The organism is Serratia sp. K1WW1, assembly GCF_055790865.1.
Window position 1 is genome coordinate 993,511 of record NZ_CM147697.1, and the last position, 19,213, is coordinate 1,012,723.

At 55.4% G+C, this 19,213-nt stretch carries 20 protein-coding genes; 11 read left to right on the forward strand and 9 right to left on the reverse strand.

The window, feature by feature from the left end:
- The first annotated feature begins 120 nt into the window (after positions 1–120).
- Genes ACX9GU_RS04440 through ACX9GU_RS04455 form a run of 4 tightly spaced genes read left to right on the forward strand, consistent with a single transcriptional unit; the run spans position 121 to position 4,096 of the window.
- A complete protein-coding gene (locus ACX9GU_RS04440; protein WP_473193970.1) occupies positions 121–1,083 on the forward strand; it encodes a 2-keto-3-deoxygluconate permease in 963 nt (320 codons plus the stop codon).
- Complete coding sequence (gene dtnK / locus ACX9GU_RS04445; RefSeq protein ID WP_473193971.1) at positions 1,080–2,351, forward strand: D-threonate kinase; 1,272 nt, start codon at positions 1,080–1,082, stop codon at positions 2,349–2,351. Before ACX9GU_RS04440 ends, dtnK begins: the two co-directional genes overlap by 4 nt.
- Positions 2,311–3,324 carry a D-threonate 4-phosphate dehydrogenase gene (locus ACX9GU_RS04450; RefSeq protein ID WP_473193972.1) on the forward strand — a complete coding sequence of 338 codons (1,014 nt, stop codon included), beginning with the start codon at positions 2,311–2,313 and terminating at the stop codon, positions 3,322–3,324. Before dtnK ends, ACX9GU_RS04450 begins: the two co-directional genes overlap by 41 nt.
- Before the next feature lie 13 nt (positions 3,325–3,337).
- Positions 3,338–4,096 carry a DeoR/GlpR family DNA-binding transcription regulator gene (locus ACX9GU_RS04455; RefSeq protein ID WP_473193973.1) on the forward strand — a complete coding sequence of 253 codons (759 nt, stop codon included), beginning with the start codon at positions 3,338–3,340 and terminating at the stop codon, positions 4,094–4,096.
- A gap of 36 nt (positions 4,097–4,132) precedes the next feature.
- On the opposite strand, the gene speD is transcribed toward ACX9GU_RS04455, so the two are convergent.
- The 3 genes from speD to ACX9GU_RS04470 all read right to left on the reverse strand — a co-directional run bounded on the left by speD (position 4,133) and on the right by ACX9GU_RS04470 (position 6,317).
- Entirely contained in the window at positions 4,133–4,927 is a 795-nt protein-coding gene (gene speD / locus ACX9GU_RS04460; protein ID WP_021179725.1) for an adenosylmethionine decarboxylase, read from the reverse strand.
- A gap of 25 nt (positions 4,928–4,952) precedes the next feature.
- Positions 4,953–5,816 carry a polyamine aminopropyltransferase gene (gene speE, locus ACX9GU_RS04465; RefSeq protein WP_024484339.1) on the reverse strand — a complete coding sequence of 288 codons (864 nt, stop codon included), beginning with the start codon at positions 5,814–5,816 and terminating at the stop codon, positions 4,953–4,955.
- A gap of 153 nt (positions 5,817–5,969) precedes the next feature.
- The gene (locus tag ACX9GU_RS04470) at positions 5,970–6,317 is read right to left on the reverse strand and encodes a YacC family pilotin-like protein (protein WP_037375824.1); all 348 of its coding nucleotides are present in this window, start codon (positions 6,315–6,317) and stop codon (positions 5,970–5,972) included.
- A 171-nt stretch (positions 6,318–6,488) separates the two neighbouring features.
- Here ACX9GU_RS04470 and cueO point away from each other — a divergent pair, with 171 nt between their 5' ends.
- Positions 6,489–8,105 (forward strand): multicopper oxidase CueO, encoded by a 1,617-nt coding sequence (gene cueO, locus ACX9GU_RS04475; RefSeq protein WP_473193974.1) that lies wholly within the window; start codon positions 6,489–6,491, stop codon positions 8,103–8,105.
- A gap of 242 nt (positions 8,106–8,347) precedes the next feature.
- On the forward strand, positions 8,348–8,884 hold the full coding sequence (hpt, locus tag ACX9GU_RS04480; RefSeq protein WP_029988257.1) for a hypoxanthine phosphoribosyltransferase: 537 nt from the start codon (positions 8,348–8,350) through the stop codon (positions 8,882–8,884).
- 41 nt (positions 8,885–8,925) lie between these two features.
- On the opposite strand, the gene can is transcribed toward hpt, so the two are convergent.
- Complete coding sequence (can, locus tag ACX9GU_RS04485) at positions 8,926–9,585, reverse strand: carbonate dehydratase (RefSeq protein ID WP_024484342.1); 660 nt, start codon at positions 9,583–9,585, stop codon at positions 8,926–8,928.
- A gap of 199 nt (positions 9,586–9,784) precedes the next feature.
- Between can and ACX9GU_RS04490 the strand changes: the two genes are divergently transcribed.
- From ACX9GU_RS04490 to ACX9GU_RS04500, 3 genes are all read left to right on the forward strand, one after another.
- On the forward strand, positions 9,785–10,708 hold the full coding sequence (locus tag ACX9GU_RS04490; protein ID WP_024484343.1) for an ABC transporter ATP-binding protein: 924 nt from the start codon (positions 9,785–9,787) through the stop codon (positions 10,706–10,708).
- Complete coding sequence (locus ACX9GU_RS04495; protein WP_024484344.1) at positions 10,705–11,475, forward strand: ABC transporter permease; 771 nt, start codon at positions 10,705–10,707, stop codon at positions 11,473–11,475. The genes ACX9GU_RS04490 and ACX9GU_RS04495 overlap by 4 nt, the downstream gene beginning before the upstream one ends.
- Positions 11,476–11,649: 174 nt before the next feature.
- Positions 11,650–12,942: a polysaccharide deacetylase family protein gene (locus ACX9GU_RS04500; RefSeq protein WP_473193975.1), complete on the forward strand. Its 1,293-nt coding sequence runs from the start codon at positions 11,650–11,652 to the stop codon at positions 12,940–12,942.
- 32 nt (positions 12,943–12,974) lie between these two features.
- Here ACX9GU_RS04500 and panD read toward each other — a convergent pair whose 3' ends face one another.
- The 3 genes from panD to panB form a co-directional block, all read right to left on the reverse strand.
- A complete protein-coding gene (gene panD / locus ACX9GU_RS04505; RefSeq protein ID WP_024484346.1) occupies positions 12,975–13,355 on the reverse strand; it encodes an aspartate 1-decarboxylase in 381 nt (126 codons plus the stop codon).
- Positions 13,356–13,491: 136 nt separating this feature from the next.
- A complete protein-coding gene (gene panC, locus ACX9GU_RS04510; protein ID WP_473193976.1) occupies positions 13,492–14,346 on the reverse strand; it encodes a pantoate--beta-alanine ligase in 855 nt (284 codons plus the stop codon).
- Positions 14,347–14,415: 69 nt separating this feature from the next.
- On the reverse strand, positions 14,416–15,210 hold the full coding sequence (gene panB / locus ACX9GU_RS04515; RefSeq protein WP_473193977.1) for a 3-methyl-2-oxobutanoate hydroxymethyltransferase: 795 nt from the start codon (positions 15,208–15,210) through the stop codon (positions 14,416–14,418).
- Positions 15,211–15,372: 162 nt separating this feature from the next.
- Between panB and qseB the strand changes: the two genes are divergently transcribed.
- Together qseB and qseC are read left to right on the forward strand one after the other, a co-directional pair.
- On the forward strand, positions 15,373–16,035 hold the full coding sequence (qseB, locus tag ACX9GU_RS04520) for a quorum sensing response regulator transcription factor QseB (protein WP_473193978.1): 663 nt from the start codon (positions 15,373–15,375) through the stop codon (positions 16,033–16,035).
- Positions 16,032–17,411: a quorum sensing histidine kinase QseC gene (gene qseC, locus ACX9GU_RS04525; protein WP_473193979.1), complete on the forward strand. Its 1,380-nt coding sequence runs from the start codon at positions 16,032–16,034 to the stop codon at positions 17,409–17,411. The genes qseB and qseC overlap by 4 nt, the downstream gene beginning before the upstream one ends.
- Here the strand turns inward: qseC and folK are convergent.
- Positions 17,408–17,896 carry a 2-amino-4-hydroxy-6-hydroxymethyldihydropteridine diphosphokinase gene (gene folK, locus ACX9GU_RS04530; protein WP_473193980.1) on the reverse strand — a complete coding sequence of 163 codons (489 nt, stop codon included), beginning with the start codon at positions 17,894–17,896 and terminating at the stop codon, positions 17,408–17,410. The genes qseC and folK overlap by 4 nt on opposite strands.
- Complete coding sequence (pcnB, locus tag ACX9GU_RS04535) at positions 17,896–19,212, reverse strand: polynucleotide adenylyltransferase PcnB (RefSeq protein WP_024528317.1); 1,317 nt, start codon at positions 19,210–19,212, stop codon at positions 17,896–17,898. The genes folK and pcnB overlap by 1 nt, the downstream gene beginning before the upstream one ends.
- Between the last annotated feature and the right edge of the window lies 1 nt (position 19,213).

Genomic DNA, 19,213 nt, shown 5'->3' on the forward strand with positions numbered 1-19,213 from the left:
ATTAAATAAAATCAAATAATCATGTTACTGATTTTTTAATCTGCGACACAGCGCCGATTTTTTCTTTTTTGATTTTATATAATCATTTTGATTAAAATAAATCACAATGACGAGGGTAGGATGAAAATTAAGGCGGCAATAGAGAAAATCCCTGGGGGGATGATGGTTGTCCCACTGGTGCTTGGCGCAATGATCAACACCTTTGCCCCGCAGGCACTGGAGGTTGGTGGCTTTACTACGGCATTGTTCAAAAACGGCGCGGCGCCGTTGATCGGGGCTTTCCTGCTATGTATGGGAGCCGGGATCCATATCAAGGCCGCACCTAAATCGTTGCTGATTGGTGGTGGGATCACCTTTACCAAATTTGTCGTTGCAGTGGCCCTGGGGTTCGGGGTTGAGAAAATGTTTGGTGCTGATGGCATCTGGGGGCTTTCCTCCGTAGCGATTATTGCCGCGATGAGCAACACCAACGGCGGATTGTATGCTGCGCTGGCTGGAGAGTTCGGCACGGAGAATGAGGTGGGGGCAACCCCTCTGATGTCCCTGAGCGACGGCCCGATCCTGACCATGATCGCACTTGGTGCGGCAGGCATGGCCAACATACCCGTGATGTCGATTGTGGTGGTGCTGATCCCGATGCTGATCGGTATGCTGCTTGGCAATCTGGATGTGCAGATGCGCGAGTTCCTCACCAAGGGCGGCCCACTCTTGATCCCATTCTTTGCGTTTGCACTAGGGGCTGGCATTGATTTGGCCATGCTGCTCAAAGGCGGCTTGGCGGGCATTCTGTTGGGAGTATTGACCACCTTGTTCGGCGGCTTCTTCAATATCAAAGCGGATCGTTTACTGGGCGGAACCGGTATTGCGGGTGCTGCCGCCTCCAGTACGGCAGGCAACGCAGTGGCGACGCCGTTGGCGATCTCACAGGCCGATCCCGCCTTGGCAGAAGTGGTAGCGGTAGCGACACCGCTGGTCGCGACATCGGTCATTGTGACCGCACTACTGACACCGATGCTGACTTCATGGGTAGCAAAACGCAATCAGCAACGAACAAAGGCCTTGGTAGGGGAGGAATTACAATGAAGATGATCGTTATCGCCGATGATTTTACCGGAGCCAATGATACGGGTGTGCAACTGGCCAAAAAGGGCGCGCGTACCGACGTGGTGCTCAACGAACTACCACAGTCAACCCGGCGCACGGATGTGTTGGTGATCAATACCGAAAGCCGGGCGTTATCTCCTGAAATGGCCAGCGCCAAGGTGCGCGAAGCATTGCGGGCTTATTGCCAGAGCGATACGCCACCCCAGGTGTATAAAAAAATCGACTCGACCTTTCGCGGTAACGTGGGGGCAGAGATCGAGGCGGCGATGGTCGCCAGCGGTGCGCAGTTGGCTATCGTGGCCGCAGCCATCCCCGCAGCGGGTCGGGTAACGCTCAATGGCGAATGCCGGGTTCACGGCGTACCGCTGGTGGAAACCGAGTTCGCCAGCGATCCGAAAACGCCGATCGTTTCTTCTCATATCAAAACCTTGATTGGCTTGCAGACTGCCTATCCGATCCACGAGTTGGATTTACAGGTAGTACGCAGTGGCAAGCTAGGCCGCGAGTTGCCGCTCCTGAGCCAGAGCGGGCCGGCGATTGTGATAGTTGATGCCGAAACGGATGGCGATCTGGCGCAGTTGGCGCAGGCAATCCCACAACTCGATTGCCGTTATCTGCTGGTGGGTGCTGCCGGGCTGGCAAATGCATTGCCAGCCAGCAGCTATCTGGCCGCTCGTCAGCGCCTGCCTGTACTTGTGGTTGCCGGATCGATGAGTGAAGCCACCCGGCAGCAGATTGTGTTTGCCGCAGAAGAAAAGTCGCTCGGCATACTGGATATTGATGTCGAAGCCTTGTTGCAACCGCATAACCAGTCTGCGGTAGATGAAATTATTCGCCAGGCTGTCAGCGTACTGCGAGATCGGCAGCACTGTGTACTACGCACCTGTAGAGATGCCGATGCTCGCCAGATGATCGATACGCTGTGTGAAAAGCATGACCTTTCGCGCCAGCAGTTGGGGGACAAAATCAGCCAGACATTAGGCTCCATCACCTTGGCGATTATCAATCAGGCTCAGATTGGTGGCTTGTTCCTGACCGGTGGTGACATCGCCATTGCGGTTGCGAGAGCGCTGGGCGCGGAAGGTTACCGTATTACCAGTGAGGTTGTTCCTTGTGTGCCTTGTGGCACTTTCGTCAACAGCGAGATCGACGATCTGCCGGTGATCACCAAGGCTGGCGGATTTGGCGGTGCTTCAACGCTGCGGGATGCACTTTATTTTATTGAGGAGATGTACAGTGGCAAATAACACGATTGCGGTCACCATGGGCGATCCTGCAGGCATTGGGCCAGAGATTATCATCAAGGCGCTGTCTGAAGGTGAGTTGGCGGGAACGCCAGCGGTCGTGGTGGGCTGTCTGCAAACGTTGCAACGTATCCAGGCATTGGGGATCGTGCCAAAGGTCGAATTGAGGCCGATCCTGAACGTTTCGCAGGCACGCTTTGCGCCCGGCATTATCAACGTGATTGATGAATCGCTAGAGGATCCCGCCGCGCTGACACCAGGGAAAGTGCAGGCACAAGCGGGCGATCTGGCTTACCGATGCGTAAAGCGTGCCACCGAACTGGCCATGGCGGGAGAGGTAATGGCCATCGCCACGGCGCCGCTGAATAAAGAGGCGCTGCATCTGGCCGGGCATCTGTATCCAGGCCATACGGAGTTGTTGGCAAAACTTACCAACAGCCGGGATTATGCGATGGTGCTGTACACCGATAAGCTGAAGGTGATCCATGTTTCCACCCATATCGCCCTGCGCAAGTTCCTTGATACGCTGAATCCCGAGCGGATCGAAACGGTGGTGACGATGGCGGATACCTTCCTCAAGCGCGTCGGTTTTAAACATCCAAGGATCGCGGTCGCGGGCGTTAACCCCCACGCGGGTGAAAATGGCCTGTTTGGCGATGAAGAGATCAACATCGTCAGCCCGGCGATTGCGGCAGCAAAACAGCGTGGGATCGATGTCTCAGGCCCGTGCCCACCGGATACCGTCTTCCTGCAGGCCTATGAAGGCCAGTACGATATGGTGGTCGCCATGTATCACGATCAGGGGCATATCCCCCTCAAGCTGCTGGGTTTCTACGATGGGGTTAACATCACGGCGGGCCTGCCGTTTATCCGGACTTCTGCCGACCACGGCACCGCGTTTGATATTGCCTGGACAGGTAAAGCCAAGTCTGAGAGCATGGCGATCTCGATCAAATTAGCCACTCAGTTGGCGTGATACCACGGACGTCATGAAGCCACAAACTCGCCAGGACCAGATTCTGGATTACCTGAAAGCCCATAATCTGGTCACCGTTGAGCAATTGGTCAGCGCTATCGATGCTTCTCCTGCCACCATCCGGCGCGATCTGATCAAGCTGGATGAGCAGGGGATCATCAATCGCAGCCATGGCGGCGTGGCTCTCAACCGTTTTATTCCCGCACAGCCCACCACTAACGAAAAGCAATTGCGTAACCCACAGGAGAAGCGGGCGATCGCCCTGTATGCGGCCACGATGGTGAAAGCCGGTGACGCAGTGGTGCTTGACGCAGGTACCACCATGCTGGAACTGGCGCGACACTTGACCCACCTCCCGCTACGGGTGATCACCGCCGATCTGCATATCGCACTGTTTCTCTCAGGATTTAAACAGATCGAAGTGACCATCATTGGTGGCCGTATTGATGACAGTAGCCAGTCCTGCGTCGGCGATCATGGGCGCAGGTTGCTGCGTGGGATCTACCCGGATATTGCGTTTGTCAGCTGTAACTCGTGGAGTATTGAGAACGGTATTACCACCCCAACCGAAGAGAAGGCGGGCCTGAAGCAGGATCTGATGGCCAATGCCCGCCAGCGGGTACTGTTGGCAGACAGCAGTAAATACGCTGCCTACTCGTTATTTTGTGTGGCGCCGCTTGGCAGCCTGACGGATATCGTCACCGATAAGGCGCTACCTGCTATCGCACAGCAGCAACTGGCAGATTTACCCGCAGCCGTGCATCTGGTGTAACTGACAGGGCAACCTGGGCTGCCCTGTATCTCAACATCACAGGTGCGGAATATTGCGCCCGTAGTAGATCTCCTGCATCTCTTTCCACAGCAGATCGGTTATCCTTTTTCGCTCCGCCTCGCTCAGTTCGTCCGGCCTGGCGTTAAACAGATAGTGCTTCAGATCGAAATCCTTCAGCAGCATCTTGGTGTGGAAGATGTTCTCCTGATACACATTGACATCCATCATGTGGTACAGCGCCTTCATATCCTCGGACATAAAGTTCTGGATCGAATTGATCTCATGATCGATGTAATGCTTCACGCCGGCTACATCGCGGGTGAAACCGCGTACGCGATAGTCCATGGTGACGATATCGGATTCCAACTGATGGATCAGATAGTTCAGCGCTTTGAGCGGTGAGATCACGCCGCAGGTAGAGACTTCAATATCGGCCCTGAAGGTACACAGGCCGCCTTCTGGGTGGCTTTCCGGATAGGTGTGAACGCAGATATGGCTTTTATCCAGATGTGCCACCACCGTCTTTGGCAGCGGCCCTGGGTGCTCAGAGGTATCCACGTCTTTCGGATCGACCGGCTCTTCGCTCATCAGGATGGTGACGCTGGCGCCTTGCGGATCGTAGTCCTGGCGGGCGACGTTGAGAATATTGGCGCCAATGATCGAGCAGGTTTCACTGAGGATCTCGGTCAGGCGGTTGGCATTGTACTGTTCGTCAATGTAGGCGATATAGCCATCGCGATCGTCTGCGGTTTTGGCATAACAAATATCGTAAATACAAAAACTCAGGCTCTTGGTCAGGTTATTGAAGCCGTGCAGTTTGATCTTTTGCAATTAGTTTTAGCCCCTATCTTCTCGCTTAACGTGAAACGTTCAGTGCATTAAGCAAATACTGCGGCAGGGCAAAGCTGCCAGCGTGAATTGCCGGATTGTAGTAGCGGCAGTCTAAGCCACTTTGATGAAAGCGTTGTTGCAGTGTGGTGACATCCAGCTGGCGCAAGGCCGGGTTCTGGCTGGCCCAGGCAAAGGTCATGATGCCGCCGTAATAGGTCGGGATCGCTGCCTGATAGAAGCTGACGTCGTTAAAATACTGGCTGAGTTTGGTGTGGCTGTTGACCGCTTCGTCCTGCTGCAGGAAGCAGACGCCGTTCTGGGCCACGAAGATGCCGCCCTCGTTGAGGCAGCGTGCGCAACCTTCATAGAACGCCGAGGTAAACAGGCTTTCGCCGGGGCCGATCGGATCGGTACAGTCAGAAATAATCACGTCGAACTTTTCGTCGCTCTGGTTGACGAAATTGACGCCATCGTCGATCACCAGCTTGAAGCGGGGATCGTCATAGGCCCCGGCGTTGTGATTCGGTAAGTATTGGCGGCAGAACTCCACCACGCCCGCGTCGATCTCAACCATGGTGATATGTTCAACGCCCTGATGACGGCAGACTTCGCGCAGCATAGCACCGTCACCACCGCCGATAATCAGCACTTTCCTGGCCTGGCCATGGGCCAGCAGCGGCACGTGGGTCATCATTTCGTGATAGATAAACTCATCGCGTTCGGTAGTCTGCACCACGCCATCGAGAGCCATCACGCGGCCCAGCACCGGGTTTTCAAATATCACCAGATCCTGATGCTCGGTTTTCTCACGGTAAAGTACCTGCTCTACTGAGAAGTACTGGCCAAAGTTGGCATGCAGCGTTTCATACCAAATCTCTTTCTGGGTCATGTGCGGGTTACTCCGTAATAACAACCATGAAAAATGAGCGCAACATCATAAACCCTATGTGTGGCAAATTACAGCATTGTCGGCAGGGCAACAGATAGGCGATAGCAAACCCTGCCAGCTATCGTTGGCAAGGCTGAGAGAAAGCAGGGGAAGTTAGTTGGCGTAGGCCAGCAGGCTTAAGGAGTCGCGCGCCAGAGATTTGCACTTGTTGGGGGTAGGAATAGCAATGCCGCTGAGATCGCGGTAGCTGTCTTCACCCAGGGATTTCATATTAAAGCTATTATAGTTAGTCAAATCCCAACGGTTTTGCTGGGCGAAGTACACGATGGCGCGTTTGATTTGCGCGTTAGGCAAATCATTGTAGCCACAATCGTTTTTTAGATAGACAAACACTGCGGTCAGATCGGCAAGATCTTCCGCTTCGGATTCATTTAGCGCCAGGCTGGCATTGGAAAAGCCCAGCATAGTCAGCAATAGCATTAACAACGTTGTTTTTTTCATCATGAAATAGACCTGTTCAATATCTGCTGACGTTACCACACTTGGCTGTAAAGGCACCAAATTAATTATGCGGGCTTAACACTCCTTAATAGTAGCTCTTGACCTTCCACTAAGGGGAGGGTTTAGGCTGCGGATCTTAAGCTTTCGATCACTGAGAAAAGGGAACCAGCGATGTTACGCCGTGATTTTATCAAACTGACCGCCGCAATAGGTGCCGCAAGCGCCTTGCCATTATGGAGCCGTGCCGCCTGGGCGGCCGATCGTCCAGCCTTGCCGATCCCACCGATTTTGACGCCAGATGCGCAAGGAAAGATCACGTTGGCGCTGCAAACCGGTGAGATGAACTGGCTGCCTAACGTGGCTACACGTACCTGGGGGATTAACGGTGCGTTGCTTGGCCCAGCGGTCCGTTTGCAACGGGGTAAGCCGGTGACGGTGGATATCAGTAATAAACTGCCAGAGGCCAGTACGGTGCACTGGCACGGTTTAGAGATCCCCGGTAATGTCGACGGTGGTCCACAAGCCTTGATCCAACCTGGCACCACCCGCACGGTGAGTTTCACTGCCGATCAGCCAGCGTCTACCTGCTGGTTCCATCCCCATACGCATGGCAAAACCGGCGAGCAAGTGATGAAGGGGCTGGGGGGACTGGTGCTGTTGGAAGATGAAGAAAGCAGCCAGCTACCCTTGCCGAAGACCTGGGGAACCGACGATATTCCCGTGATCCTGCAAGATAAGCGCCTGGGCAAAGACGGTCAAATCGAATATCAATTGGACATCATGAGCGCGGCCGTGGGCTGGTTTGGTGACCGCATGTTCACCAACGGTGCCAGCTATCCGCAACACATCGCGCCACGCGGCTGGCTGCGTCTGCGTTTCCTGAACGGCTGTAACGCCCGCTCGCTTAACCTGTCCACCAGCGACAATCGCCCATTATACGTGATTGCCAGTGACGGTGGCTTCCTGGGCGAACCGGTGAAACTGACCGAACTGCCGATGCTGATGGGCGAGCGCTTTGAAGTGCTGGTCGATGCCTCCGATGGCAAGCCGTTCGATATCGTTACCCTGCCGGTGAAGCAGATGGGCATGACGCTGGCCCCGTTCGACCAGCCGCTGCCGGTGCTGCATATTCAGCCCTCGTTGGCGCTGGGCGTGAAATCCATGCCGGACAGCCTGGTGAAATTGCCTGCGCTGCCATCGCTGGCCGGGGTGCAGGAACGCTGGTTGCAACTGATGATGGATCCTAAGCTGGATATGCTGGGGATGCAGGCTCTGATGGATCGCTATGGTCACCAGGCGATGGCCGGGATGAGCATGGATCACGGCAATGCCGCTGGCAACATGGCAGGTATGGATCATAGTAAGATGCAAGGTATGGACCAGGGCAACATGGCGGGAATGGACCACAGCAAGATGGATCATGGCAGCAAGCCGTTTGATTTCAGCCATGCCAACACCATCAATGGCAAAGCCTTCGATATGACCAAGCCCGCGTTTGAGGCCAAGCGTGGCAAATACGAGAAATGGACCATTTCCGGCGAAGGCGACATGATGCTGCACCCGTTCCATATCCATGGCACCCAGTTCCGCATTCTGTCGGAAAACGGCAAACCACCGGCGGCCCACCGGGCAGGATGGAAAGATACGGTGCTGGTAGAAGGTTGGCGCAGCGAAGTGCTGGTGCGCTTCAACCATCTGGCCAGTGCCGATCAGGCCTATATGGCCCACTGCCACCTGCTGGAACATGAGGATACAGGGATGATGCTAGGCTTTACCGTAGCCGATTAATATACCCGTCGTCTTTCAAGCTACAGCGTTGTTACCTGCGCTTGCTCACCCCAGTCACTTACAAAAGTAAGCTCCTGGGGATGAACAAGCTTGTCGCCTAGCTGCAACTTGAAATCCATAGGGTATAAAGCTTGTGGTTTCAAAAATACGCCAAAGAAACAGGTGGTGACGCACTCGCGTCGCCACCGCCCGCCAGCTATGCTAAACTCTGCGCCCTTCTTCCGGCAACTGACCTGAAAACTATGAAACACACTGTAGAAGTAATGATTTCCGAGCAGGAAGTTAAGACCCGTATTGCTGAACTTGGTCGCCAGATCACCGAAGACTACCGCGATAGCGGCAGTGACATGGTGCTGGTCGGGTTGCTGCGTGGCTCTTTCATGTTTATGGCCGATCTGTGCCGCACCATTGAGGTGTCGCATGAGGTCGATTTTATGACCGCTTCCAGCTACGGCAGCGGCATGTCTACCACCCGCGACGTGAAAATCCTCAAAGATCTGGATGAAGACATCCGTGGTAAAGACGTATTGATCGTCGAAGACATCATCGATTCCGGCAATACCCTGAACAAGGTGCGCGAGATCCTGGCGTTGCGTGGGCCGAAGTCTTTGGCGATTTGCACGCTGCTGGACAAGCCTGAGCGCCGTGAGGTTGAAGTACCGGTGGAATATGTCGGCTTCCCGATCCCGGACGAGTTCGTGGTGGGTTATGGCATCGATTACGCCCAGCGTTATCGCCATCTGCCTTACATCGGCAAAGTGGTGATGCTGGACGAATAATCCGGCCAGGGTTCAGCAGGGCGCTGAACCCGGATCAGGCGCTAGAACAGGCCTTTCTCTTGTTTAAGTGTGGCTATCGCTTTGCGGTAGCCCATCTCCAGGCTTTCACGGCTGGTGGCGGTGACTTCCAGATCGTGCAGACGACCGTCCTGGATCCCGTACACCCACCCGTGGATCATTACTTTCTGGCCGCGTTTCCAGGCAGACTGCATGATGGTTGAGTGGCCCAGGTTATACACCTGCTCAATGACGTTGATCTCGCACAGCACATCCAGACGTTGTTCCGGTTCCAGCTCGCCGAGCAGGGAACTGTGCTTGTACCACAGATCGCGAATGTGCAGCAGCCAGTTGTTGATCAACCCCAGTTCCGGGTTTTCTACAGCTGCTTCTACCCCACCGCAGCCCAGGTGACCACAGATAATGATATGCTCCACCTCCAGCACGTCGACGGCATACTGCACCACTGACAGGCAGTTCAAATCGGTATGGATCACCAGATTGGCGACGTTACGGTGAACGAACAGCTCACCCGGCTCCAGGCCGGTCAGGCGTTCGGCGGGCACGCGGCTGTCTGAACAGCCGATCCACAAGAATCGCGGTTTTTGCGCTTGAGCCAAACGTTCAAAGAAGCCGGGATCTTCCTTGTTGATATTAGCGGACCAGGCTTGGTTATTGGCGATAAGCCTTTCGATTTCTTGCATGGCGGTTATTGGCCTGTTATGAACGAATTGCGTTGATGTAATATATGGCAAGCGTCACAATTTGGAAATCGGAACAGTTAAGCAATTTTCTGCCCTCTGGAATTCGCACGGATTCAACTCGGTAATCGGGCCGCTGATGATAAACTCCCTCTTAGACAAGTTCGGCAGCCAACTCCATCAAAAGGTACTCTCATAACTTATGAATTATGCACTGGAAATAGCGCAGCTGACCAAAACCTACGCGGGTGGCGTCAAGGCATTGCGCGGTATCAATCTGAACGTGGAGGCGGGGGACTTTTATGCCCTGCTCGGGCCGAACGGCGCCGGGAAATCCACCACCATCGGCATTATCAGTTCACTGGTCAACAAGACGGCGGGCACGGTGCGAGTGTTTGGTTACGATATCGACAAGGATATCGTTAATGCCAAGCGCCAGCTCGGGCTGGTGCCGCAGGAATTCAACTTCAACCCGTTTGAAACCGTGCTGCAGATTGTGGTCAACCAGGCGGGATATTATGGCGTTGAACGCCGCGAGGCGATGGCGCGGGCAGAAAAGTACCTCAATCAGCTCGATCTTTGGGGCAAACGTAACGAGCGGGCGCGTATGCTGTCTGGCGGGATGAAACGCCGCCTGATGATTGCCCGTGCGCTGATGCATCAGCCCAAGCTGCTGATCCTCGACGAACCGACTGCCGGGGTGGATATCGAGCTGCGTCGCTCGATGTGGGGCTTCCTCAAAGAGCTGAACGCCCAGGGCACCACCATTATCCTGACCACGCACTATCTGGAGGAAGCAGAAATGCTGTGCCGCAATATCGGCATCATCCAGAACGGTGAGCTGGTAGAAAACACCTCGATGAAGGGGCTGTTAGCCAAGCTGAAGTCCGAAACCTTCATCCTCGATCTGGCGGCGAAAAGCCCACTACCCCATCTTGAGGGTTACCACAGCCGTTTGACCGACACCTCCACGCTGGAAGTGGAAGTGATGCGTGAGCAAGGTCTGAACGGTCTGTTCACCCAACTGAGCGCGCAGGGGATCCAGGTCCTGAGTATGCGTAACAAGGCCAACCGGCTGGAAGAGCTGTTCGTCAACCTGGTGAACGGTAATGGAGAACAAGCATGATGCATTTGTATTGGGTGGCCTTGAAAAGCATCTGGGCCAAAGAGATCAACCGCTTCGCCCGCATCTGGATCCAGACGCTGGTACCGCCAGTGATCACCATGACCCTGTATTTCATCATCTTTGGCAACCTGATTGGGTCGCGTATTGGTGAGATGCACGGCTTTGATTATATGCAGTTTATCGTGCCGGGCCTGATCATGATGGCGGTGATCACCAACTCCTACGCCAACGTGGCGGCGTCATTCTTTAGTGCCAAGTTCCAGCGCAATATTGAAGAGCTGCTGGTGGCACCGGTGCCGACGCACGTGGTGATTGCCGGCTATGTTGGCGGTGGCGTGGCGCGTGGTATCTGTGTGGGGATCCTGGTGACGGTGATCTCGCTGTTCTTCGTTCCGCTGGTGGTCCATTCCTGGTGGGTGATCGCGGTGACGCTGTTGTTGACGGCGATCCTGTTCTCGCTAGGCGGTTTGCTTAATGCCGTCTTTGCCAACACTTTTGACGATATCAGCCTGATCCCGACCTTTGTGCTGACGCCGCTGACCTATCTGGGCGGGGTATTTTACTCGCTGACGCTGCTACCGCCTTTCTGGCAGGCGGTCTCCAAACTGAATCCGATCGTCTACATGATCAGCGGTTTCCGCTTCGGTTTCCTGGGTATTTCCGACGTGCCGTTGGCGCTGACCATGTTGGTGCTGGTGGCGTTCATTGCGGTGTTCTACGGGCTGGCCTGGTATCTGATTGAGCGTGGCCGCGGCTTGCGTTCCTGATGTCATTTCCCTCCCCCGTTGCCGGGGGAGGGCGTTTATTGATTTAGCACAGACATCATCTAAATCTATAGAATTAAGGCAATAAGCCCTTTCTCCCGGCGATTTAAATCGTGCTATGCTGGCGCTCCACATTTTCTTCATTTTTTCATGACGCACTCGTAAGCAGAACAAACCATGCAGCCTCAACATAAGATAGCAGCAGGGCTACTCGGCATTGTTATGTCGTTGGTAGCACCGGCGGCGTTGGCGGATTTGTTGTCAGAAGACAGCGCTATTCAAGCCCAATACATGGAAGTACAGCGTAACAGCGAGGTTTATTCGTTGATCGGTGAGCATGTGATCCCGGTCGGTGAAGTGAAAAAAGGGCAACTGATCCAGATGTTCCCGGCGGATGCGGAATATTACGAGCTCAAGTTTGGCTACGGTACCGGCTTTATTGATAAAAACGACGTTCGCGCCATCAGCAAAACCCGTAAGGTGAAGGACGATCTGGGGGATCTGAACAAACCGCTGACCAATCAGAATCTGATCACCCAGCGTGCAATTAACGTCTACACGGCGGCGGATAACAAAAGTGAAATTTTTGGCGTACTGGAAGAGAACCTGCGCTATCCGATTATCGGCAAGCTGAAAGATCGGCTGAATAATACCTGGTATGAGGTCAATATCGGCGATCGTCTGGGATTTGTCAGTGAGTTGGACTGTGAAGTCGACAACGGCATTCCGGTGCTGACCTATCACCACCTGCTGAAAAATGAAGAGAACAAACGTTTCCGTAATACCTCAACCACCACCTCGGACGTGGCCTTCAGCAACCAGATGACCTATTTGAAGCAGACGGGTTATGACACCATCTCGATGTATCAGCTGGAAGCCTACCTGAATAATCAAATCAACCTGCCGGGTAAAGTGGTGTTACTGACTTTTGATGACGGGTTGAAGTCGGTTTATCGCTATGCGTATCCGGTACTGAAGGATTACGGTTTCCGCGCTACGGCGTTTATCATCTCTTCGCGTATCAAACGTCACCCGCAGAAATGGAACCCGGATTCGCTGCAGTTTATGAGCATTTCAGAGCTGAAAGAGATCCAGGATGTATTTGATATCCAGTCACACACCCATTTCCTACATCGTACCGATGGCAACCGTCGGCCGATCCTGCTCAGCCGTTCACTGCACAATATCGAATTCGACTTTGAGCGCTCAAGACGGGCGTTAGAGCAGTTTAATCCGCATGTGCTGTACCTTTCCTATCCATTTGGTGGTTATAACCAAAAGGCGATCCAGGCGGCAAAAGATGCCGGGCTGCATTTGGCCGTGACCACGGTGCAGGGGAAAGTGAAACCGGGTGATAATCCTTATACTTTAAAACGGCTGTATATCCTGCGTACCGACTCCATCCCCACCATGGCGGAGCGAATAGCCAACAAGCCTGGTGCGTTACCGGGTGTGACGGTAACAGAATAGAGAGAAGACGGGCGCTGAAAGCGCCCGATTTTTTAGGCAACCTGAACGGGGACGGCTTTCGCCTTGCGTTGCAGGTGGTTGTCACCTTCGAAGTAGGCGACTTTGGGGTGGTGCTGGCGGGCATCGGCATCGCTCATCTGCACATAAGAACAGATAATCAGTTTGTCACCCACGCAGGCACAGCGGGCGGCCGCACCGTTGACCGAAATAATGCGCGAACCGCGTTCGGCGGCGATGGCATAGGTGGAGAAACGTTGGCCGTTATCCACGTTGTAAATATCGATCGCTTCATATTCCAGGATCCCGGCGGCTTCCAGAAAATCCTGGTCAATGGCGCAGGAGCCTTCGTAGTGCAGGTCAGCCTGAGTCACTTTCACCCGATGCAGCTTGCCTTGCAACATAGTACGTATCATAGCGTTACCTAACTGAATATCGGCCTTTTCAGGCGGCTGAAGAAGAACTGCTTCCTTGCACTATTTATCGTCACCGAAAACCCGGCCAGTCTACCGCCAACCGGGTAAAAACGGCAACGACTGTACAACAAATGGCTTACTGAGTCAGGTCGATCTGCTGATTATCGATCAGGCGGGCTTTGCCCAACCAGGCTGCCATCAGCACCACGGCGCGGCGGCTTTCTACGCCCAGCGGTTGCAGCGTGTCTGCATCGCGAATAAACAGCTCGTCTGGGGTGAAACCTGCTGCGCGCAGCTTTTCGGCCGTCTGCGCCAGCAACTCTTCGATGTGGCGTTCGCCGTTGCCGAGCTGTTCTGCCAGGGCGTTCATGATTTTGCTCAACTGTGGCGCGATCTTGCGTTCTTCTGCGGTGAGATAGCCGTTGCGAGAGCTTAGCGCCAGCCCGTCTTTGGCGCGCACCGTTGGCACGCCAACGATATCAATGTTATAGCCCATATCCGCCACCATCTTGCGGATCAACGCCAACTGCTGATAATCCTTCTCGCCAAAGCAGGCCAGATCCGGCTGGATCAGATTGAACAGTTTGCTGACGATGGTGGAGACACCGCGGAAGTGGCCCGGACGGCTGGCGCCTTCCAACATGGTGGAGATCACCGGTACGTCAACGCTGGTATGTTCTTCCAGCCCTTTGGGGTAAATTTCGGCCGGGGCAGGGGCGAAGATCAGCTCGACATTACGGCGATTGAGCTTTTCACAGTCTTCCTGCAAGGTGCGCGGATAGCGCTCCAGATCGTCTGCGCGTTCGAACTGCAGCGGGTTAACGAAAATGCTCACTACCACCACGTCGGCACGGGCGCGGGCTTCTTCCACCAGCGTCATATGGCCTTCATGCAGATTGCCCATGGTGGGCACCAGAGCAACGCGTTTGCCCTCTTGCCGCCAGCGGCGGATCTGTTGGCGCAGCAGTGGCAGGGTTTCGATAATTACCATTCCATAACTCCTCGGTGCCCCCTCAGTATCGAGGGATAAGCTAGTTAGCTATCAATCGTGGCCGGTCACTCAGTTGAAAGAGTGCTCTTCGTCGGGATAAATACCTTGCTCGACTTCCCGAATATACAGCTGTACGGCGCCGCGAATATCGCCGCCCTGCGCCAGAAAGTTTTTGGCAAATTTAGGGGTATGGCCGCCGGTGATCCCCAAGGCGTCATGCATTACCAGGATCTGGCCATCGGTAGCATTGCCGGCACCAATACCGATCACCGGGATCGACAAGGCTTCAGTAACCTGGCGGGCCAGTTCGGTCGGTACGCACTCCAGCACCAGCAGCTGCATGCCAGCCAGCTCCAGATTCTGGGCGTCGATCAGCAGTTGCTTGGCCGCCAACTCGTCGCGCCCCTGCACCTTGTAGCCGCCAAACACGTTGACGGACTGTGGCGTGAGGCCAAGATGGCCGCAGACGGGGACGGCGCGCTCCGTGAGCATTTTCACCGTTTCGCAGAGCCAGCTGCCGCCTTCTATTTTGACCATATTGGCCCCAGCGCGCATCACCTCGGCCGCGCTTTGGCAGGCAAGCTCAGGCGTGGCGTAACTCATGAAAGGCAGGTCGGCCAATAGCAGGCTGGCTGGTGCACCTCGGCGTACCGCGCGGGTATGGTAAGCCACGTCGGCTACGGTTACCGGCAGCGTTGAGTCATGCCCTTGCAGCGTCATCCCCAGCGAGTCACCGACCAGCAATACTTTAATACCTTGTTCTTCAAACAGCTGGGCAAAGCTGGCATCGTAGGCGGTAATAGTCGCAAACTTGCGCTGCTCCTGCTTCCACTGGCGTAAATGGCTCACGGTGGTAGGTTTCATCACGACGTCTCCTGAAATATCCGCGCAGCCTGGATCCGTAGCACGGTGGTAAAAAGTGCTGTCATTCTACTGTAACCCTTCAGGGGTGGGTAGCTCCGATGCTGATGGTTAAGATGTTCTTAAGAAGCTTATGATGTAATGGTCTGTCTAGAGGGAGAGCCCATGAGAATTCTGTTGATTGAAGACGACAAACTGATCGGTGATGGCATCAAGGCGGGCTTGACCAAGCTGGGGTTTAACCTCGACTGGTTCACCGATGGCATCGTCGGTAAGAACGCCCTGGACAGCGCACCTTATGATGCGGTGATCCTCGATCTCAGCTTGCCGGGATTGGACGGGTTGGATTTGCTGCGCCAGTGGCGTCAGGCCGGGCAGGATGTGCCGGTGCTGATCCTGACCGCGCGTGACGCGTTGGAACAGCGTGTCAACGGGTTGCAGAGCGGAGCCGATGATTACCTGTGCAAGCCTTTTGCCCTGACGGAAGTTGCCGCACGTTTACAGGCGTTGATCCGCCGCCGCCATGGGCAACTGACGCCTCAACTGGTCCACGGCAAGCTGGTGTTTGATGCCGCATCCCGCAGCGTGAGCTGCAACGGGGAGCCCGTGACGCTGACCCCGCGCGAACTGGCGGTGCTGGAACTGTTTCTGCACAACAAGGGGCGCGTGCTGGCACGGCCGCTGATCCAGGAAAAACTGTATAACTGGGATGATGATGTGAGCAGTAACGCGGTTGAGGTTCACATCCATCATCTGCGGCGCAAGCTGGGTAACGGCTTTATCCGCACCGTACATGGCGTGGGTTACACGCTGGGGGATGAGCCGTGAAGTCATTGAGTTTGCGGTTGAGGCTGATCCTGATCTTCAGCCTGCTGGCATTGCTGACCTGGTCCTCCGCCAGCGTGGTGGCGTGGATGATGACGCGCCACAATATCAATGAAGTGTTCGACACCCAGCAGATGCTGTTTGCCAAACGGCTGGCGACCGCCGATCTGGGGGATTTGTTGGTTAATCAGCAAGCGCGCAGCCTGCCAAAAACCAAGAAGATGCTGAACCATGGCAAACGTGGTGAGCAGGACGATGATGCGTTGGCATTCGCCATCTTTTCCCACGATGGGCGCATGCTGCTCAACGACGGTGAGAACGGTGAAGACTTCCTGTTTGACGGCGAGCGGCAAGGGTTTGTCGATGGTCAACTCAAAGGAGATAGCGACAGCTGGCGCTTGCTATGGCTCACCAGCCCGGATGGACGCTACCGCATTGTGGTCGGCCAGGAATGGGATTATCGGCAGGATATGGCGTTGGGGTTGGTGATGGGGCAGTTGCTGCCCTGGCTGGTGACGTTGCCGATCCTGATGTTGTTGATCGCCCTGATGGTTGGCCGCGAGCTAAGACCGTTACGTGAGGTGGCCGCCAGCCTGCGTAAACGAGCCCCTGACGACGCTACGCCGCTGAATGCACACCAGGTACCCAGTGAGGTGCGTCCGCTGGTGGAGGCGCTGAATACGCTGTTTACGCGCATTAATAGCCTGCTGGTGCGTGAGCGGCGGTTTACTTCGGATGCAGCCCATGAGTTGCGCAGCCCATTGGCGGCATTGCGGGTGCAGACCGAGGTGGTGCAACTGGCGGGCGACGATGTGCCCATGCGTGAACATGCGGTGAATAACCTGACGGAGGGTATCGATCGAGCCACGCGCCTGGTGGATCAACTGCTCACCTTATCCCGGCTGGACTCGCTCGCAGATTTGCACGATCTGACCTTGGTTGATTGGTGCCAACTGGTGCCGATGACCTTGGCGGAACTGGATCGACAGGCGTATACCTCCGGGATCACGCTGCGTTATCAGCAACAGGGCAAACCTCCTGCATTATCAGGCCAGCAGTTGCTGTTATCGCTGTTGGTGCGCAATCTGGTGGACAATGCGGTACGTTACACTCCGGCCGGTGGGACGGTAACGGTCACGCTCAGCCAGAAGCAACTGACGGTGGAGGACGACGGTCCTGGCGTCACGGCTGAGCATCTGGAAAGACTAGGGGAGCGCTTTTATCGCCCACCGGGGCAGGAACAGGTGGGAAGCGGGCTGGGCTTGTCTATTGTGCAGCGGATTGCCAGCCTGCATGGATTACGTGTTAGCTTTGCCAATCGGCAGGAGGGTGGGTTTATCGCGACGTTAACCTTGTCTGGGGGCGGTATTCAAGCCTAGGGCTGATGCCACAGCGTCATGCCGTTTTTTGGCACACGTTGCAGGCACTCCGCCAGGGTTTCACCGTCTGGGAAAACCAGGTCCGGAGCGATATCGGCCAGCGGGTAGAGCATGAATTCACGTTGTTTCAGGCCGTAATGGGGCACGGTGAGACGCTCGGTGTCGATCACCAGATCGCCGTACAGCATCATATCCAGATCCAGCGTGCGAGGGCCCCAGCGCTCATCTTTGCGCACTCGGCCCTGATTGCGTTCTATCGCCTGGGTGTGATCGAGCAGCTGTTCCGGTGGCAACTGGGTATCCAGTGCCACCACCGCGTTGAGATAATCCGGCTGGTTCTGTGGCCCCAGCGGTTTGGTGCGGTACAGCGGTGAACAAACGATCAGACGGGTGCGTGGAATATGCTCCAACGCCTCCAGCGCGGTATTCACCTGTTGCAAAGGTTGCGCCAGATTGCTGCCCAGCGCGATATAAACGCGGATCATTATGCTCCTTCGTTATTCGGAGTCCTGCGGCGTGGGCGGCGCTGACGAGCCCGACGCGGTGCCGGATCTTCGCCTAGCGTGCTCAACATGTTTTTCTGGCGGGCCGCGGTGGCCACCTGGAACTCATCCCACCATTCGGCAAGACGCAGCATCTCCGGGTTGTTTTCCACTTCGGCACGCAATGCCAGCAAATCATACGCCGCACGGAATTTAGGGTGTTCCATCAGCTTGTGCGCACGCTTGCCCTGGCGACGGGACAGGCGTAACTGCAGTTGCCAGATGTCACGTACCAGTGTAGTGATTCGTTTGGGGATTGCCAGTGAACGGCACTCTTCGTCCAGCACATCGTTCATGGCCAGTGCAAAGGCGTCGTAATAGGCCAGGCCGCTTTCCTGCGCCAGTTTCTGTGCGTGCTCCAGCAGTGGGTACCACAGCATGGCGGCAAACAGGAACGCCGGGTTGACGCGCTTGTCGTTTTGCAGGCGGTGATCGGTATTTTTCAATACCTGCTCCAGAATGCGCTCCATCGGCGTGTCGTGATTTGGCGTGAAGTTGCGCGCGATCAACGGGAACAGCGGCTGGAACAGCTGATATTCACACAGCTTCAGGTAGGTCTGGTAGCCGTAACCCGTTTGCAGCAGCTTCAGCGCCTCTTCAAACAGGCGAGCCGGTGGGATTTCGTGCAGCAGAGAGGCCAGGCGTGGAATAGGCTCGGCGGTTTCTTCGCTGATGGTCATATCCAGCTTGGCGGCAAAGCGCACCGCGCGCAGCATCCGCACCGGATCTTCGCGGTAGCGGGTTTCCGGATCGCCGATCAGGCGGATCACGCCCTGTTGCAGATCGCGCATGCCCCCGACGTAATCACGCAGGGCAAAGTCGGCTACGCCGTAATACAGGCTGTTGATGGTAAAATCGCGGCGCTGGGCATCGTCTTCGATGGTTCCGAAGATGTTATCGCGCAGCAGCATGCCGTTCTGGGCCTGCTGGGAAGAGTTCTTGTCAGATTCCTGACTCTGTTCGTGGTGGCCACGGAAGGTGGCGACTTCGATGATTTCCGGCCCGAACATCACGTGCGCCAGCCTGAAACGGCGGCCTACCAGGCGGCAGTTGCGGAACAACTTACGTACCTGCTCTGGGGTGGCGTTGGTGGTAATGTCGAAATCTTTCGGCTTTTTGCCGAGCAACAGATCGCGTACACCGCCGCCGACCAGATAGGCTTCATAGCCGGATTTATTCAGGCGATACAGCACCTTCAGCGCATTTTCGCTGATATCTTTGCGCGAGATCGCATGTTGATCGCGGGGGATAACGGTCATT

Excerpts from the sequence above, each read along its gene's own strand:
- ACX9GU_RS04440 (WP_473193970.1), top strand. The coding sequence starts at position 121 with ATGAAAATTAAGGCGGCAATAGAGAAAATCCCTGGGGGGATGATGGTT.
- dtnK (WP_473193971.1), top strand. The coding sequence starts at position 1,080 with ATGAAGATGATCGTTATCGCCGATGATTTTACCGGAGCCAATGATACG.
- ACX9GU_RS04450 (WP_473193972.1), top strand. The coding sequence starts at position 2,311 with ATGCACTTTATTTTATTGAGGAGATGTACAGTGGCAAATAACACGATT.
- ACX9GU_RS04455 (WP_473193973.1), top strand. The coding sequence starts at position 3,338 with ATGAAGCCACAAACTCGCCAGGACCAGATTCTGGATTACCTGAAAGCC.
- speE (WP_024484339.1), bottom strand. The coding sequence starts at position 5,816 with ATGACCCAGAAAGAGATTTGGTATGAAACGCTGCATGCCAACTTTGGC.
- ACX9GU_RS04470 (WP_037375824.1), bottom strand. The coding sequence starts at position 6,317 with ATGAAAAAAACAACGTTGTTAATGCTATTGCTGACTATGCTGGGCTTT.
- cueO (WP_473193974.1), top strand. The coding sequence starts at position 6,489 with ATGTTACGCCGTGATTTTATCAAACTGACCGCCGCAATAGGTGCCGCA.
- hpt (WP_029988257.1), top strand. The coding sequence starts at position 8,348 with ATGAAACACACTGTAGAAGTAATGATTTCCGAGCAGGAAGTTAAGACC.
- can (WP_024484342.1), bottom strand. The coding sequence starts at position 9,585 with ATGCAAGAAATCGAAAGGCTTATCGCCAATAACCAAGCCTGGTCCGCT.
- ACX9GU_RS04490 (WP_024484343.1), top strand. The coding sequence starts at position 9,785 with ATGAATTATGCACTGGAAATAGCGCAGCTGACCAAAACCTACGCGGGT.
- ACX9GU_RS04495 (WP_024484344.1), top strand. The coding sequence starts at position 10,705 with ATGATGCATTTGTATTGGGTGGCCTTGAAAAGCATCTGGGCCAAAGAG.
- ACX9GU_RS04500 (WP_473193975.1), top strand. The coding sequence starts at position 11,650 with ATGCAGCCTCAACATAAGATAGCAGCAGGGCTACTCGGCATTGTTATG.
- panD (WP_024484346.1), bottom strand. The coding sequence starts at position 13,355 with ATGATACGTACTATGTTGCAAGGCAAGCTGCATCGGGTGAAAGTGACT.
- panC (WP_473193976.1), bottom strand. The coding sequence starts at position 14,346 with ATGGTAATTATCGAAACCCTGCCACTGCTGCGCCAACAGATCCGCCGC.
- panB (WP_473193977.1), bottom strand. The coding sequence starts at position 15,210 with ATGAAACCTACCACCGTGAGCCATTTACGCCAGTGGAAGCAGGAGCAG.
- qseB (WP_473193978.1), top strand. The coding sequence starts at position 15,373 with ATGAGAATTCTGTTGATTGAAGACGACAAACTGATCGGTGATGGCATC.
- folK (WP_473193980.1), bottom strand. The coding sequence starts at position 17,896 with ATGATCCGCGTTTATATCGCGCTGGGCAGCAATCTGGCGCAACCTTTG.
- pcnB (WP_024528317.1), bottom strand. The coding sequence starts at position 19,212 with ATGACCGTTATCCCCCGCGATCAACATGCGATCTCGCGCAAAGATATC.